Below are 14908 nucleotides of genomic sequence, written 5' to 3' on the forward strand. Positions count from 1 at the left end.
AGCCCCGGTCGTCCCAGGAGGAAATGTAGTCGTCCGACTGCATTTCGATCAGGCGCGACGCCGTGCGCTGGAACTCGAACGACCCGGTGCCCTCGGTGTACAGCTCTTCCGGCCGCGCGTCGGCCGAACACACCAGGTTGACCTTGTGCTCGTAGAGGGTGTCGATCAGGGTCACGAAACGGTGCGCCTCGTTATGGCGCTTGGGCCCGAGGCGCGGAATGCCGCTCATCACCACGGTGTGGCAGCGATCCGCGATCGCCGCGTAATCGGCCGACCCGAGCGGTTGTTCGCAGAGATCGGCGAACGAGGCGAACAGCACCCCGTCGGCCATGCGCGGAAATTGGACCTCGCGGCCCTGGACCATCACGTACCAGGGCTTCGCTTCCGCGCCCGCCGTCAGCTTGGCGAAGGCGGCCTCGAGGCGGCTCTCGGCGTCGGGGCCGGAAGGCGTAAGGTAGGTGTCAAACGAGCGCATCCGCTCGAGGCGGTAATCGATGCCGGAGTCGAGTTCAATCACGTCGAGTTTCCGTTCGATCAAATCGATGAACGGCAGGAACAATTCGCGCTGCAAGCCCCCCTTGTAGAGATCGACGGGCGGACGGTTGGAGGTGGTCACCACCACCACGCCCTGCTCGAACAGGGCCTCGAACAGGCGGCCCAGGATCATGGCGTCGGCGATGTTGCTGACGTGGAACTCGTCGAAGCAGAGCAGCCAGGCCTGGTCGACGATAACGCGCGCCAGCGCCTTCAGAGGATCGGCGTCGGCGCGGACTTTGCCGGCGCGCGCCGCTTCGCGGAAGCAATGCACGCGGTCGTGGACCTCGAGCATGAAGGCATGGAAGTGAATCCGCTTGCGGCTGTCGATCGCGACATTGTGGAAGAAGACATCCATCAGCATCGTCTTGCCGCGCCCGACCCCGCCGTGGAGATAGATTCCGCGCGGCGTCGCCATGCGCCGGTGCTGCAGGCGCGCGAGCCAGCCGGAGCGGCCCATCTGCTGGGCATAGGGCGCAATCTCGTCGGCCAGCGTTTGCAGGCGCGCGACCGCGGTCATTTGCGCGGCATCGGGGCGCGCCGCGCCGTCCGCGATCAGGCGGCGATAGGCGGCGAGAGGGCCCGAGGGGGCGGCAGCATCCATGAACGCCACACTATCGGGTCCGTTGCGGGATATGAAAAGAGGAGAACGCCCCGTCCTCACGGCGCGAAGGCGCGCTCCATGTCGCGGCGGATTTTCGCGGCCAAGCCGTCGGGGGGCGTTTCCAGGTCGGCCCAGGCGACCGCCTGGCCCTTGGGGATCGGCCGCGCCAGCTTGACGCCGTGCGCGAGGCCGATCGGCAACGCGCGCCGGGCGAGCGAGGCCTGCGCCGGCATCAGCCGGCCCCAGACCGTATGGCCGCCTTCGCCGTCGAGGATTTCGCCCGCCGCCAGGTCGCGCTTGGCGGTCGCCACCACGTCGGCGTTGAAGCCGCGCGCGACGCCGGTCGGCATCTTCAGGAGGCCGACGGTGGCGACGCTGATGCCGAGTTCGAGGCCGATCAGGTGATAGGGGCGCCACAGCGCGGCGTAACGGCCGCTGCGGTCGGTGATCAGGCCGTAGTCGGAAAAGCAGCGCTCGACGTATTCGGAGGGCGCCTCGAACACCACGTACACGCCCCAGCGCAGGTTGCTGGCGAGATCGCGTCCGTCGCGCCCCCGGCTCGAGACCACCTCGACCTGGCCCTTGTGGTGGAGCGCGCCGCCCGCGCTCATCGGAATCAAAGTTTCGGCGAGCTTGTCGACGGCGCACGGCGGAAAGCCGAGCCCGTCCGGCGCCGGGGTCAGCCCGGTCGCGTTGGCGACCGCCGCCATTTCGATCGCCGACTTGGTGCCGTCGAGAAACGAATTGAACATCTTGGCGTTGAGGCCGCTGGCCTTCGCCCGCTCCGGCGTCAGGCCGTAATGGGTCCAGACCGTGTCGGGGGTCGATTCGTGGAACTGGGGCATGTAGAGGGTGCCTTTGCCCGCCGCGACCACGTCGAAGCCGCACGCGCGCGCCCAATCGACTTGTTCGCAGATCAGGGCCGGCTGGTCGCCGTAGGCGAGCGAATAGACGACGCCCGCCTCGCGCGCGCGCCGCGCGAGCAACGGGCCGGCCAGCACGTCGGCCTCGACGTTGACCATCACCAGATCGCGCCCGCGCTCGAAGCAGGCGAGAGCGTGGCGGATGCCGGCTTCAGGCGCGCCGGTCGCCTCGATCACCACGTCGAGGCCGGGCGCGTTGACCAGCGCGAGCGCGTCGTCGGTCACCCGGGTCGAACCGTCGGCGAGCGCCTTGGCGAAGCTGGGCGCGGCGATCCGTTCCTCGGGCCAGCCGGTGGTCTTGAGGGCCGCGCGCGCGCGCTCGGGCGACAAATCGGCGACGCCGAGCAGGTGCAGGCCGGGCGTGCGCCGCGCCTGGGCGAGGAACATGGCCCCGAACTTGCCGGCGCCGATCAGGCCGACGCGCAACGGCTTGCCGGCCGCCGCGCGCGCGCCGAGAAGAGCGTGGAGATTCATCGCCGGTGGTTCCGCATTCGGGATCGGGACGTTATCATGGCCGACCGGAAAAGAACAAAGGGCAAAGCCATGAACGAAGATGCCTTCAACATGTCGATCCGCAAGTTTCTCAAGAACGTCGGCGTCACCTCGCAGCGCGAGATCGAAAGCGCGGTGCGCGCCGGCCTCGCCTCCGGCAAGCTCAAGGGCGGCCGCGTCAAGGCGCGCGTGGTCCTGAGCCTCGAAGGGCTCGACGCGCAGAAGACGATCGAGGGCGAGATCGAAATCGGCTGAGGCGCCGCGCGCCGGCTTGGATTATTCCCGCTCGGCGATCAGGGACTTGATCGCGCCGATAGCCTGTCCCGGGTTGAGTCCCTTGGGGCAGGTGCTGGTGCAGTTCATGATGGTGTGGCAGCGGTAGAGCCGGAACGGATCGTTGAGCTCGTCGAGTCGCTCGCCCGCCGCTTCGTCGCGGGAATCGGCGAGCCAGCGGTACGCCTGCAGCAGCACGGCGGGGCCGAGGTAACGGTCGCCGTTCCACCAGTAACTCGGGCAGCTGGTCTGGCACGAGAAGCACAGGATGCATTCCCACAGGCCGTCGAGCTTCGCGCGTTCGTCCGGCGATTGCAGACGCTCGGCCGCCGGCGCGGGCGTCTCCGCCTGCAGCCACGGCTTGATCGAGGCGTACTGGGCGAACGGCACGCTCAGGTCGACCACCAGGTCCTTGACCACCGGCATGTGCGGCAGCGGATAGATCTTCACGTCGCCCTTGATGTCGTCGATCGCCTTGGTACAGGCGAGCGTGTTGGTGCCGTCGATGTTGAACGAGCAGCTACCGCACACACCCTCGCGGCACGAGCGGCGGAAGGCGAGCGTCGCGTCCATCTCGTTCTTGATCTTGATCATCGCGTCGAGAACCATCGGCCCGCAGCGGTCGAGATCGACCTCGAAGGTGTCGAGGCGCGGGTTGTCACCCGCGTCCGGGTCGTAGCGGTAGACGCGGAACCGGCGCACCCGCGTCGCCCCAGCGGGCGCGGGGAAGGTCTTGCCCTCGACCACGCGCGATTCCGGCGGCAGGGTGAATTCGACCATCAGTAAACCCTTTCCTCGGGCGGGATATAGGCGATGTCCTTGGTCAGCGTGTAGGCATGCACCGGCCGGTAACCGAGCCGGACCTCGCCCGAGGGCTGAATCCAAGCGAGCGTGTGCTTCATCCAGCCGGCGTCGTCGCGCTTGGGATGATCCTCATGGGCGTGGGCGCCGCGGCTTTCTTTCCGCGCCTCGGCCGAGATCATGGTGGTGACGGCGTTGGCCATCAGGTTGTCGAGCTCGAGGGTCTCGACCAGATCCGAATTCCAGATCAGCGAGCGGTCGGCGACGCGGACGTCGGCCAGCTCGCGCCACAGGGCGGAAATCTTCGCCACGCCCTCCCTGAGCGACGCGCTGGTGCGGAAAACGGCGGCGTGATCCTGCATGATGCGCTGCATCTTGAGCCGCAAGTCGGCGGTCGGGGTCGATCCCTTGGCGTTGCGCGCGCGGTCGAGGCGGGCGAGGGCCATGTCGGCCGAATCCGCGGGCAGCGGCGACTGCGCGCTTCCGGGGCGGACGATGTCGGCCGCGCGGAGCGCGGCGGCCCGTCCGAAGACGATGATGTCGAGCAGCGAGTTGGTGCCGAGCCGGTTGGCTCCGTGCACCGACACGCATGCGGCCTCCCCGATCGCCATCAGGCCGGGGCAGACGGCGTCCGCGTCGCTCGCGGTCGGACGCAGCACTTCCGCGTGCACGTTGGTCGGGATGCCGCCCATGTTGTAGTGCACCGTCGGCAACACCGGAATCGGCTCGCGGGTCGCGTCGACCCCGGCGAAGATGCGCGAGGTTTCGGTGATGCCGGGAAGCCGTTGATTGAGCAGCTCGGCGCCGAGGTGCTCGAGGTGCAGATGGATGTGGTCGCGGTGCTCGCCAACCCCGCGCCCCTCGCGGATTTCGAGGGTCATGCAACGGCTGACCACGTCGCGCGAGGCGAGGTCCTTGGAGGTCGGCGCGTAGCGCTCCATGAACCGCTCGCCCTTGGCATTGGTAAGATAGCCGCCTTCGCCGCGCGCCCCTTCGGTGATCAGGCAGCCGGCGCCGTAGATGCCGGTCGGGTGGAACTGGACGAATTCCATGTCCTGGAGGGGAAGGCCCGCGCGCGCGACCATGCCGTTGCCGTCGCCGGTGCAGGTGTGCGCCGAGGTGCAGGAAAAATAGGCCCGCCCGTAGCCGCCGGTCGCGATCACCACCAGGTGCGCGCGGAAGCGGTGAATGGTGCCGTCGAGCAGGCTCCACGCCACCACGCCGCGGCACGCGCCGGAGGAATCCATGATCAAGTCGAGGGCGAAGTATTCGATGAAAAATTCGGCTTTCAGCCTGAGGCACTGCTGATAAAGGGTGTGCAGGATGGCGTGCCCGGTGCGGTCGGCGGCGGCGCAGGCGCGCGGCACCGGCGCGTGGTCGCCGGCGCGGGTATGGCCGCCGAACGGGCGCTGGTAGATCTTGCCTTCGGCGTTGCGCGAGAACGGCACGCCGAAATGCTCGAGTTCGAGCACCGACGGAATCGCCTCGCGGCAGAGATATTCGATCGCGTCCTGGTCGCCGAGCCAGTCGGAACCCTTGACCGTGTCGTAGACGTGCCATTCCCAATGGTCCTCGCGCATATTGCCGAGCGCCGCGCCGATGCCGCCCTGCGCCGCGACCGTGTGGCTGCGGGTCGGGTAGACCTTGGTCAGGCAGGCGGTCTTGAATCCGGCCGCGGTCATGCCAAGCGTCGCGCGCAAGCCCGCGCCGCCGGCGCCGACGACGACGACATCGTAAACGTGATCGACGATCGGATATGCGGGCGGCAAATGTCAGACTCCGAGCGAAAGGCGCACGACGGCGAGAACGGACGACAGACCGAGCACCGCCATGCCGACGTTCGACGCGAACAGCGAAACGGTTTTCGCCGTCGCCCCGTGGACGTAATCCTCGATCACCACCTGCAGGCCGAGGGCGGCGTGATGAAACATCGCGGCGACGAACAAGGTCATGAGCAGGGCGTTGCCGGGTTCCGACGCCCAGGCGCGGAACACGGAATGGTCGAAACCGAATTCCAGCAGACCGACCATCGCCCACGCGAACCACAGGCCGAGCGGAACCAGCAGGACGGCGGTGATGCGCTGCCAGCGCCAATGACCGGCGCCGTGCTTGGTCGAACCGAGGCCGCGCGCGCGGCCCAAGGGTGCCCGCAAATCCGTCGCCGGGGTCCTGGCGCTTTCGTTCATGGCGCCGCCGCTCACAGTTTGCCTGCGGCGGCGTAGGCCGCGATCCAGAGGGCGAACGTGGCGGCGAACGCGACGGCGACCACCGCGATTCCGGTCCGATGGAGGGTCTTGAGATCGAATCCGTACCCCGCGTCCCAGGCGAGATGCCGGATGCCGTTGGCGAAATGATAGAAGAAGGCGAAAGTCAGGCCGAACAGGATCAGTCGGCCCAGCCCCGAGGCCATCAGCGCGTTGGCGCGCTCGAACGCCGTCTCGCCATAGGAAGCGGCCGCGATCCAGTAGGCGAACACCACCGCGCCGAGGGCGAGCGCGACGCCGGTGAAGCGGTGCAAAATCGACAGGATCGACGTGATTTGCGGGCGATAGATTTGCAGGTGCGGCGAAAGCGGGCGCTGTGCCTGGGCCATGCTCGTCGTTTCCCGACTGTCCCGCCCGCGCGCGGCGCGGCGGCGCCCGGCGGGCTTGGTCGATGGCGCGATACTCCGAAGGCATTGGTAGCCCCGTGGCCCGGGGCAAGTCAACGGAGCAGGCTCGGAATTCCCCGTGTTTACCGGAGTTTCCGCGACGGTTGCACGGTCGCGACGGGGGGTATTTCAGATTTTTCTGTTAAGCGCCGATGTGGATAAGTTGTGGGACGATTGTGAAAAAACCCGGTTTTTATCAACAACTATGTCGTGCGCGCGCGGCGAATCCGATTGCCGCCGATTTCGGGCGACAACATCATTCGTGTCGGCATCGTGGGGGGTCTTGGCGGAAGTCGGCGACGGCTTCCGTTTCCGCAGAAAAGGGGATTCGCGTCCCTGGACCTGCGGCGGCTTCCGGGAACCGCGCGCGCCCTTCGGGACTTCGCGTCTCTCGGGGCTCGCGGCGGATAACCGGACCGGGCGCCCGCCCGCGGGGGTAAATGGCCCGAGTGGGATTCCGGCGACGGGATTCCTTCGGCCTCGACCCGGCCGTGTTCGCGTTCCTTCCCGTGGCCGTTCTCTGCCCAGGGTGCGCCCTCGCGAAAGGAAACGACGGAGACGACTGCGATGCCGGAGCCTGGCCGGCTCCCGGAGGTGTCAGGAAAGCCGCCGCTTCGCAGCGGCGTCGCGCAAGCTTCCCAGGGTTTGCGCGCCTGACGCCTCCTTTATTTAGCAGACCGGATTCCGCCGAACAACCATATTTGGGGGGTGCCCATGCCGACGCCGCAGCGGCGACGCGGTATCAACGGCGTGGCATCAGCACGGTGTAATCGAATTCGAGCGCGACGGCGGGATCGAATCCGTCTCCGCTTCGGCCGGGAAAATCGACCGCCGCGCGATCCTTGAGCGCATAGGTGCGCAAGCGTAGCGCGCCCAGGTCGGCGCGGCCCGGGAGCGGGAATTTGCCGGCGACTTCCGTCCACGCGTAAATCGTGTCGCCGGCGAAGGCGGGCGCCGCGTGGGTGCCGCCGTTGATGGCCGCGATTCGGAACGCGTTGCCGAGGCCGTTGAACGCCTGCGCCCGCGCGATGCTGAGGACATGGCCGCCGTAGACGATGCGCCGGCCGAAGCGTCCGTCTTTTTCCGCGTGCCGGTTGAAATGAACGCGCGCGTTGTTGCGGTAAAGCCGGGTCGCCAGCATGTGCTCGGCCGCCTCGATCGTCGTGCCGTCGACGTGATCGATTCGCTCGCCCTCGGCGTAGTCCTCCCACAACCGCGGTTCGCCGGTCGTGCCCCGATCGTAGCCCGCGAGGTTGAGGCCGGCCGGAACCGAAAGCCGTTCCGCCGCCACGGCGGGCGCAAGCTCGGGCACGCGCGTTTCGGGCGCCGGCGCGCGCTCGTCGCGCTTCTTCACCATGACCCAGCGCACGTATTCGACCGCCGTCCGGCCGTGCTGATTGGCGCCCGTCGTCCGCACCCACACCACGCCGGTCTGGCGGTTGGAATTTTCCTTGAGCCCGATGACGGTCGAGCGCGCGCCGAGCGTGTCGCCGGGGTAGACCGGCTCGCTGAACACGCCCTCGGCATAGCCGAGGTTGGCGACGGCGTTGAGCGAGACGTCGGAGACCGACTGGCCGAACACCACGTGAAAAACGAGCAGATCGTCGATCGGCGCGGAGCGATAGCCGAGCGCGCGGGCGAACGGGACCGAGCCGTGCAAAGGCCAGCGCGAACCGTAGAGCGCCGCGTAGAGCGCCGCGTCGGCTTCCGTCACCGTGCGCGGCGCGGCGTGATGCAATTCCTCGCCGAGACGAAAGTCCTCGAAGAAACGCCCCGCGCCCATGCGCCCGCCGATCCCCGACCGTCAGCTTCCGGCGCCGGCGGCGAGCGCGGCGATGGCGTCGGCCAGCGCGACTTGGCGCTTGGCCGCCTCGACGTGCAGGTTCTCGATCAAGCGGCCGTCGACCACCACCACGCCCCGGCCCGCCTTCTCGGCTTCGGCGTGGGCGGCGATGATCTTCTTCGCCCAGGCGAGTTCCGTCTCGCTCGGCGCGAAAATGGCGTTGGCCGCGTCCACGGTCTTGGGGTGGATCAGGGTCTTGCCGTCGAAGCCGAGTTCGCGCCCCTGGCGGCAGGAAAAGGCGAAGCCCTCGTCGTCGGCGAGGTCGAGGTGCACGCCGTCGAGAATGGCGATGCCCGCCGCGCGCGCCGCCAGCACGCAAAGCCCGAGCGAGGTCAGCATCGGCAGCCGCTCGCGCGTGTGTTGGGCGTTCAGATCCTTGGCGAGGTCCGAGGTGCCCATCACCAGCCCGCCGACCCGTGGGCCGGCGAAGGCGATCTCGCGCGCGTTGAGGACGCCGAGCGGCGTTTCGATCATGCACCAGATCGGCAAATCGGCGGGCCCTCCGCCCGCGTCCAGCACCGCTTGGGCGTCGCGGATCGCGGCGGCGCTTTCAACCTTCGGTAGCAAAATCGCGTCGGCGCCGAAGCGGGCGGCTTCGGCGAGATCGTCCTTGCCCCACGGCGTCGAGAGCCCGTTGACGCGGACGATGATTTCGCGGCCCCCGTAACCGCCGGCCTTGAGCGCGTCGCGAATTTGCCCGCGCGCCTGGGCTTTGGCGTCGGGGGCGACGGCGTCCTCGAGATCGAGGATCAGGCCGTCGGCGGGAATGGCCCGGCCCTTGTCCAGGGCGCGGGCGTTGGAGCCGGGCATGTAGAGCACGCTGCGGCGGGGGCGGATGTTCTTGGACATCAAGAAACTCCCGGCTGGGTTAGGTCTTAATTGAGCCAAAACGGCGCGCGCCAACCTATATTTTCCCGGCCACCCGTGGCAAGATTGCAAAAAACCGGATCAATCGTTGCCGCCATGTCGAGCGCCGGCTATTTGGACAATGTCCGCATTCTGGTGGTGGAGGATCATTCCTTCGCCCGGCGCATCCTTTTGGAGATTTTGAAGCACCTCGGCGCCACCAATTTCGTCATCGCCAAGGACGGCGAGGAGGCGTGGCAGGAGATCAAGAAGGAAGTGCCCGATCTCGTCCTGCTCGATTGGGAAATGATACCGGTCGACGGCTTGAGCTTCCTGCGGCGCGTGCGCCACGACCCCGCCTCTCCCAATCCCTACCTGCCGATCGTCATGGTGACCGGCTTCGCCGACCGCTGGCACGTGTTCCAGGCGCGCGACGCCGGGGTCAACGAATACGTCATCAAGCCGATTTCGGCGAAGGCGCTGCTCGACCGGATTCAGGCGGTGGTCGAACGGCCGCGCCGGTTCGTCCGGGTCGGCAAGTTCTTCGGGCCCGACCGGCGGCGGAAAGAAAAGCTGTTTCTCGGCCCCGACAAGCGGGGCGCGGCGGCCAAGCCCGGCGCTCCCGCGGCGCCGCTCGCGGCCGACATGGGCCAGGAGGAAATCAACGCGCTGTTCAATCCCGACGACGTGCCCGCGCCCGTGGCCGAAGGGGCGGAAAAGCCCCTCAACCAGCCCGATCCGAAAACGTGAAGGCGCGGACGGGGGCGGTTACGCCGCCTTCGGCATGCCGGCGGCCGCCTAGGCCGCTTTGCGCATATACGTCTTGATCAACGCTTCGGCGATTTGGACCGCGTTGAGCGCCGCGCCCTTGCGCAGGTTGTCGGACACCACCCAGAACGACAGGCCGTGGGCGACGGTCGGGTCCTTGCGGATGCGGCTGACGTAGACCGCGTCCTCGCCCGCGCATTCGACCGGAGTGACGTAGCCTTCGTCGGCGCGGTGATCGACCACGACCACGCCGGGGGCGCGCTTCAGGGCCTCGCGCGCCGCGTCCTCGGAGATCGGGCGCTCGAATTCCACGGTGACCGATTCGGCGTGGCCGATGAAGGTCGGCACGCGTACGCAGGTTGCCACCACAGCGATACCGGGATCGAGGATTTTCTTCGTCTCTTCCACCATTTTCCATTCTTCCTTGGTCGATCCGTCCGGCATGAAGACGTCGATGTGCGGAATGACGTTGAAGGCGATCTGCTTGGTGAACTTGCGCTTGGTCTTGGAGACCGGGTCGTTGGCGTAAACGCCGCGGGTCTGCTCGAACAGTTCGTCCATCGCCGCCTTGCCCGCGCCCGAGGTGGATTGGTAGGTGGAAACGACCACGCGCCTGATGCGGGCGAGATCGTGCAGCGGCTTCAGCGCGACCACCATCTGGATGGTCGAGCAGTTGGGATTGGCGACGATGCGGCGCTTGGCGTAGCCGGCGATCGCGCCCGGATTGACCTCGGGCACCACCAGCGGAATTTCCGGGTCCATGCGGAAATAGGACGTGTTGTCGATGACGACCGCTCCGGCGGCGGCCGCGCGCGGGCTGTGCACCGCCGACACCTTGGCGCCGGGCGAGGACAGCACGATGTCGACTCCCTTGAAGTCGTATTTGGCGAGATCCTGGACGGTGAGGTCCGGGCCGTCGGCGAACGAAACCTGGTTGCCGGCGGAACGCTCGGAAGCTAGCGGGATCACCTCGCTCGCCGGGAAACGGCGCTCGGCCAGGATATCGAGCATCTCGCGCCCGACGTTGCCGGTGGCGCCCACGACCGCGACTTTGTAGCTCATCGTCGTCTCCGTTCCGTCTTCAAAAACATTAAGGCCCGCGCGGGGGCGGGCCGTTCGTTCGACGCGACGCGAACCGGCCCGCTAGCAGGGGTCCTTGGTCTTGGTTCCGATCTTGAGCGCGCGCATGGCGACTGGATAGCCCCTGGCGCGCCCGGATTCAAGCGGAAAAGCGGGTTATTCGCCGCTATGCTGAGCGGAAAGGCCGTCCTCCGCCGATCCGACCCGCGAGGCCCCGCCATGGCGCTGCCGTTCATCACGCTTCTTCTGCTCTGCCAGCTCGCCGGCGAAGTGATCGTGCTGGCGACCGGGCTGCCGGTGCCGGGGCCGGTGGTGGGCATGGCGGTGTTGTTTTTCGGCCTGATCGCCCGGGGCGCCATCCCGGCGGAGTTGCGGGCGACCGCAAGCGGGTTGCTGCGCCACCTTTCGCTTCTCTTCGTGCCGGCGGGGGTCGGCGTGGTGCTGCACCTTTCGCTGCTCGCCGACGAATGGCTGGCGATCTCGGTCGCCCTGGTCGGCAGCACCGTGCTGACCATCGCCGTCACCGCGCTGGTCATGGTCGGGCTGGCGCGATTGCGCGGGCCCGCCGGCCCCGGAAGCGACGCCCCCGGGAGCTGCGCACGATGACCGGCGATTTCCGGGGCATTTGGGTCTATCTGGCGGCCTCGCCGCTGCTCGGCCTGACCGTGACCCTGGTCGCCTACACCGCCGGCGACTGGCTCTACCAGAAAAGCCGCCGCAACCCGCTGCTCAACCCGGTGCTGATCGCGGTCGTCCTGCTGGTCGGGTTCCTGTTCGCGACCGGCATCGACTACCGGACCTATTTCGAGGGCGCCCAGTTCGTTCATTTCCTGCTCGGCACCGCGACGGTCGCGCTCGCGGTGCCGCTCTACGAGCAATTCGACAAGGTGCGCCGCTCGGCGCTCGCCATATTGGGCGCGGTGCTGATCGGTTCCGCCACCGCGTCGCTCAGCGCGGTCGCCATCGCCTGGGTTCTCGGCGCCTCGCGCGAGACGCTGGTTTCGCTCGCGCCCAAGTCGGCGACCACGCCGATCGCCATGGGCATCGCCGAGCGGCTCGGCGGCCTGCCGTCGCTCACCGCCGTGGTGGTGATCCTGACCGGCATCCTGGGCGCGGCGCTGGGCCCGCCGGTCCTCAACCTGATCCGGGTCCGGGACTGGAAGGCGCGCGGGCTGGCGATGGGCGTCGCCGCCCACGGCATCGGCACCGCGCGCGCGTTGCAGGTCGACGCGGTGGCGGGCGCGTTCTCGGGCCTGGCGATGGGCTTGAACGGGCTCGCGACCGCGATCCTGCTGCCGCTACTCTACCGCCTGGTTTTTTGAGCGGCGATCAGGCCGAGCGATCCAGCTCCTTGAGGATCGCGTCGCCCATGGCCTTGGTCGAAACCAAGGTTTTTCCCGGCTGCATGATGTCGCCGGTGCGAAGGCCGGCATCCAACACCCGCTTGGCCGACTGTTCCACCAGTGCCGCTTCCGCTTCGAGGCCGAACGAATAGCGGAGGCACATGGCGAAGCTCAGCAGATTGGCGATCGGGTTGGCCTTGCCCATGCCGGCGATGTCCGGGGCCGAGCCGTGCACCGGCTCGTAGAGCGCATGGCGCTTTCCGCCCGCGTCGCGCGCGCCCAAGGACGCCGACGGCAGCATGCCGAGCGAGCCGGTCATCATCGCCGCCTCGTCGGAGAGAATGTCGCCGAACAGGTTGTCGGTGACGATGACGTCGAACTGCTTGGGGTTGCGGATCAGCTGCATGGCGCAGTTGTCGGCGTACATGTGCGAGAGCCGGACATCGGCGAATTCCTCGGCATGCAGCTTGGTCACTTCTTCCCGCCACAGCACGCCCGCTTCCATTACGTTGGCCTTCTCGACCGAGCAGACCTTGTTGCCGCGAAGCCGCGCGAGTTCGAAGGCGATGCGGGCGACGCGGCGGATTTCCTCGTCGGTGTAGGTGTGGGTGTTGACGCCCTTGCGCCCGCCACCCGCGAGCTTCTCGATTCCGCGCGGCTCGCCGAAATACATGCCGCCCGTGAGTTCGCGCACGATCAGGATGTCGAGGCCCTTGACCACCTCGGGCTTCAAGGTCGAGGCCTCGACCAGGGCGTCGAACACCACCGCCGGGCGCAGGTTGGCGAACAGGTCCATCTCCTTCCGCAGGCGCAGGAGCCCGCGCTCGGGTTTCTTCTCGAACGGCAGCTTGTCCCACTTCGGTCCGCCGACCGCGCCGAGCAGCACCGCATCCGAGTCCTTCGCGGCTTTCATGGTCGCGTCCGCGAGCGGCGCGCCGTGCTTGTCGAACGCCGCGCCGCCGACCAAATCCTCTTTCACCTCGAAGCGGAGCGCGCGCTTCTTTCCCAGCCACTCCACCACGCGCAGCGTCTCGGCCATCACCTCGGGGCCGATGCCGTCGCCCGCGAGCACGAGAAGCTTTTTGTTAGCGGGCAGTTTCTTGTCGGCGGTCATGGGACGATTTCCGGTTTGCTGCACCGGCCCTCATGCTTCGACAGGCTCAGCACGAGGGCCTCACCCTGAGCCTGTCGAAGGGGAAGGCCCGACACAAGAAATTCGCGGCTAACGCGCGGCAAGCCAGGGTTGGCCGTGCTTTTGTTTTTCCTCGTAGGCGTCGATCTTGGTTTTCTTCTCCATCGTCAGCCCGACGTCGTCGAGGCCGTTGAGCAAAAGGTGCTTGCGGAAGGCGTCGATCTCGAAATGGATGGTGCCGCCGTCCGGACCCTGGATGGTCTGCTTTTCGAGATCGACGGTGAGGGTGGCATTCGCCCCGCGCTCGGCGTCGTCGAACAGCTTGGCCATCTGCTCCTTCGGCAGCTTGATCGGCAGGATGCCGTTCTTGAAGCAGTTGTTGTAGAAGATGTCGGCGAAATCCTCGGCGATGACGCAGCGGATGCCGAAGTCGAGCAGCGCCCACGGCGCGTGCTCGCGCGATGACCCGCAGCCGAAATTGGTGCCGGCGACCAAAATCTTGGCCTGGCGGTAGGCGGGCTTGTTGAGGACGAAGTCGGGGCGTTCCTTGCCCTGGTCGTCGTAACGCATTTCGTAAAAGAGCGCCTTGCCGAGGCCCGAGCGCTGGATCGTCTTCAGGAACTGCTTGGGGATGATCTTGTCGGTGTCGACGTTGATCGCGGGCAAGGGCGCCGCAACCCCGGTGAGCGTGATGAATTTGTCCATGGCGGTTTCGTTCCTCAGCCCAGCTTTCGCACGTCGGCGATGTGGCCGCTGACGGCAGCGGCGGCGGCCATCGCCGGGCTCATCAGGTGCGTGCGCCCGCCGCGGCCCTGGCGACCCTCGAAATTGCGGTTCGAGGTCGAGGCGCAATGCTCGCCCGGATTGAGCTTGTCGGCGTTCATGGCGAGACACATGGAGCAGCCCGGTTCGCGCCACTCGAAGCCGGCTTCAAGGAAAATTTTGTCGAGGCCTTCCGCCTCGGCCATGTCCTTCACCAGGCCCGACCCGGGCACCACCATGGCGTTGACGCCTTTCGCCACCTTGCGCCCTTGCGCGACCTTGGCGGCCTCGCGCAGGTCCTCGATCCGGCCGTTGGTGCAGGAGCCGATGAAGACCCGCTGCACGGCGATCTCGGCCAAGGGCGTTCCGGGCGCGAGGCCCATGTATTCGAGCGAGCGGGCGATGGCCGCGCGCTTGGCTTCGTCCTTGGCATCCTTGGGGTCGGGCACCCGTCCGGTGACGGGCAGCACGTCCTCGGGGCTGGTGCCCCAGGTGACCATCGGCGCGATCTTGGCCGTGTCCAGCGCTACTTCGCGATCGAACTTGGCGCCCTTGTCGGAGGGTAGCGTCTTCCAGTAGGCAAACGCCTGTTCCCAGGCGCCGCCCTTGGGCGCGAGCGGGCGGCCGCGCAGGTAATCGAAGGTCTTGTCGTCGGGCGCGACCAGGCCGGCGCGCGCGCCCGCCTCGATGGTCATGTTGCAGACCGTCATGCGCCCTTCCATGGAGAGCGCGCGGATCGCCGAACCCGCGTATTCGATCACGTGGCCGGTGCCGCCGGCGGTGCCGATTTCGCCGATGATGGCGAGCACGATGTCCTTGGCGCCGACGCCGAAGGGCAATTCGCCCTCGACCGAAAC

Annotated in this window: 16 protein-coding genes; 4 read left to right on the top strand and 12 right to left on the bottom strand. The window is 67.5% G+C overall.

Annotation, left to right across the window (positions count from 1 at the left end):
• On the bottom strand, positions 1-1138 hold a 1138-nt coding region (locus FJ311_13325; protein ID MBM3952417.1), incomplete at its 3' end, for an AFG1 family ATPase.
• Between the two features lie 56 nt (positions 1139-1194).
• Complete coding sequence (locus tag FJ311_13330; protein ID MBM3952418.1) at positions 1195-2535, bottom strand: flagellar biosynthesis protein FlgA; 1341 nt, start codon at positions 2533-2535, stop codon at positions 1195-1197.
• A 69-nt stretch (positions 2536-2604) separates the two neighbouring features.
• Between FJ311_13330 and FJ311_13335 the strand changes: the two genes are divergently transcribed.
• Positions 2605-2808, top strand: coding sequence for a hypothetical protein (locus tag FJ311_13335; GenBank protein MBM3952419.1), 204 nt, complete (start codon positions 2605-2607; stop codon positions 2806-2808).
• A 21-nt stretch (positions 2809-2829) separates the two neighbouring features.
• Here the strand turns inward: FJ311_13335 and FJ311_13340 are convergent, their stop codons facing one another.
• The 6 genes from FJ311_13340 to FJ311_13365 form a co-directional block, all read right to left on the bottom strand.
• On the bottom strand, positions 2830-3606 hold the full coding sequence (locus tag FJ311_13340) for a succinate dehydrogenase iron-sulfur subunit (protein ID MBM3952420.1): 777 nt from the start codon (positions 3604-3606) through the stop codon (positions 2830-2832).
• Positions 3606-5396 (bottom strand): succinate dehydrogenase flavoprotein subunit, encoded by a 1791-nt coding sequence (locus tag FJ311_13345; GenBank protein MBM3952421.1) that lies wholly within the window; start codon positions 5394-5396, stop codon positions 3606-3608. The genes FJ311_13340 and FJ311_13345 overlap by 1 nt, the downstream gene beginning before the upstream one ends.
• Positions 5397-5399: 3 nt before the next feature.
• The gene (gene sdhD, locus FJ311_13350) at positions 5400-5813 is read right to left on the bottom strand and encodes a succinate dehydrogenase, hydrophobic membrane anchor protein (GenBank protein ID MBM3952422.1); all 414 of its coding nucleotides are present in this window, start codon (positions 5811-5813) and stop codon (positions 5400-5402) included.
• A gap of 11 nt (positions 5814-5824) precedes the next feature.
• Entirely contained in the window at positions 5825-6220 is a 396-nt protein-coding gene (gene sdhC / locus FJ311_13355; protein MBM3952423.1) for a succinate dehydrogenase, cytochrome b556 subunit, read from the bottom strand.
• 799 nt (positions 6221-7019) lie between these two features.
• Positions 7020-8060 (bottom strand): MaoC family dehydratase, encoded by a 1041-nt coding sequence (locus FJ311_13360; GenBank protein ID MBM3952424.1) that lies wholly within the window; start codon positions 8058-8060, stop codon positions 7020-7022.
• Positions 8061-8081: 21 nt separating this feature from the next.
• On the bottom strand, positions 8082-8969 hold the full coding sequence (locus FJ311_13365) for a CoA ester lyase (GenBank protein MBM3952425.1): 888 nt from the start codon (positions 8967-8969) through the stop codon (positions 8082-8084).
• Positions 8970-9083: 114 nt separating this feature from the next.
• On the opposite strand from FJ311_13365, the gene FJ311_13370 reads away from it, so the two are divergent.
• Positions 9084-9716 carry a response regulator gene (locus FJ311_13370; protein ID MBM3952426.1) on the top strand — a complete coding sequence of 211 codons (633 nt, stop codon included), beginning with the start codon at positions 9084-9086 and terminating at the stop codon, positions 9714-9716.
• A 48-nt stretch (positions 9717-9764) separates the two neighbouring features.
• On the opposite strand, the gene FJ311_13375 is transcribed toward FJ311_13370, so the two are convergent.
• Positions 9765-10796 carry an aspartate-semialdehyde dehydrogenase gene (locus tag FJ311_13375; protein MBM3952427.1) on the bottom strand — a complete coding sequence of 344 codons (1032 nt, stop codon included), beginning with the start codon at positions 10794-10796 and terminating at the stop codon, positions 9765-9767.
• 237 nt (positions 10797-11033) lie between these two features.
• Here FJ311_13375 and FJ311_13380 point away from each other — a divergent pair, with 237 nt between their 5' ends.
• Both FJ311_13380 and FJ311_13385 read left to right on the top strand, forming a co-directional pair.
• Positions 11034-11420: a CidA/LrgA family protein gene (locus FJ311_13380; GenBank protein MBM3952428.1), complete on the top strand. Its 387-nt coding sequence runs from the start codon at positions 11034-11036 to the stop codon at positions 11418-11420.
• Positions 11417-12136 carry an LrgB family protein gene (locus FJ311_13385; protein MBM3952429.1) on the top strand — a complete coding sequence of 240 codons (720 nt, stop codon included), beginning with the start codon at positions 11417-11419 and terminating at the stop codon, positions 12134-12136. Before FJ311_13380 ends, FJ311_13385 begins: the two co-directional genes overlap by 4 nt.
• Before the next feature lie 7 nt (positions 12137-12143).
• Here the strand turns inward: FJ311_13385 and leuB are convergent, their stop codons facing one another.
• The 3 genes from leuB to FJ311_13400 form a co-directional block, all read right to left on the bottom strand.
• A complete protein-coding gene (gene leuB / locus FJ311_13390) occupies positions 12144-13253 on the bottom strand; it encodes a 3-isopropylmalate dehydrogenase (protein MBM3952430.1) in 1110 nt (369 codons plus the stop codon).
• A gap of 126 nt (positions 13254-13379) precedes the next feature.
• Positions 13380-13994 carry a 3-isopropylmalate dehydratase small subunit gene (leuD, locus tag FJ311_13395; protein MBM3952431.1) on the bottom strand — a complete coding sequence of 205 codons (615 nt, stop codon included), beginning with the start codon at positions 13992-13994 and terminating at the stop codon, positions 13380-13382.
• Between the two features lie 14 nt (positions 13995-14008).
• The coding region (locus tag FJ311_13400; GenBank protein ID MBM3952432.1) for a 3-isopropylmalate dehydratase large subunit at positions 14009-14908 on the bottom strand (900 nt) is incomplete at its 5' end.

This window comes from Rhodospirillales bacterium, assembly GCA_016872535.1.
Lineage (GTDB): Bacteria > Pseudomonadota > Alphaproteobacteria > Rhodospirillales > 2-12-FULL-67-15 > 2-12-FULL-67-15.

Coding starts and splice junctions, on each gene's coding strand:
- FJ311_13330 (MBM3952418.1), bottom strand. CDS start 2,535: ATGAATCTCCACGCTCTTCTCGGCGCGCGCGCGGCGGCCGGCAAGCCG.
- FJ311_13335 (MBM3952419.1), top strand. CDS start 2,605: ATGAACGAAGATGCCTTCAACATGTCGATCCGCAAGTTTCTCAAGAAC.
- FJ311_13340 (MBM3952420.1), bottom strand. CDS start 3,606: ATGGTCGAATTCACCCTGCCGCCGGAATCGCGCGTGGTCGAGGGCAAG.
- sdhD (MBM3952422.1), bottom strand. CDS start 5,813: ATGAACGAAAGCGCCAGGACCCCGGCGACGGATTTGCGGGCACCCTTG.
- sdhC (MBM3952423.1), bottom strand. CDS start 6,220: ATGGCCCAGGCACAGCGCCCGCTTTCGCCGCACCTGCAAATCTATCGC.
- FJ311_13360 (MBM3952424.1), bottom strand. CDS start 8,060: ATGGGCGCGGGGCGTTTCTTCGAGGACTTTCGTCTCGGCGAGGAATTG.
- FJ311_13365 (MBM3952425.1), bottom strand. CDS start 8,969: ATGTCCAAGAACATCCGCCCCCGCCGCAGCGTGCTCTACATGCCCGGC.
- FJ311_13370 (MBM3952426.1), top strand. CDS start 9,084: ATGTCGAGCGCCGGCTATTTGGACAATGTCCGCATTCTGGTGGTGGAG.
- FJ311_13375 (MBM3952427.1), bottom strand. CDS start 10,796: ATGAGCTACAAAGTCGCGGTCGTGGGCGCCACCGGCAACGTCGGGCGC.
- FJ311_13380 (MBM3952428.1), top strand. CDS start 11,034: ATGGCGCTGCCGTTCATCACGCTTCTTCTGCTCTGCCAGCTCGCCGGC.
- FJ311_13385 (MBM3952429.1), top strand. CDS start 11,417: ATGACCGGCGATTTCCGGGGCATTTGGGTCTATCTGGCGGCCTCGCCG.
- leuD (MBM3952431.1), bottom strand. CDS start 13,994: ATGGACAAATTCATCACGCTCACCGGGGTTGCGGCGCCCTTGCCCGCG.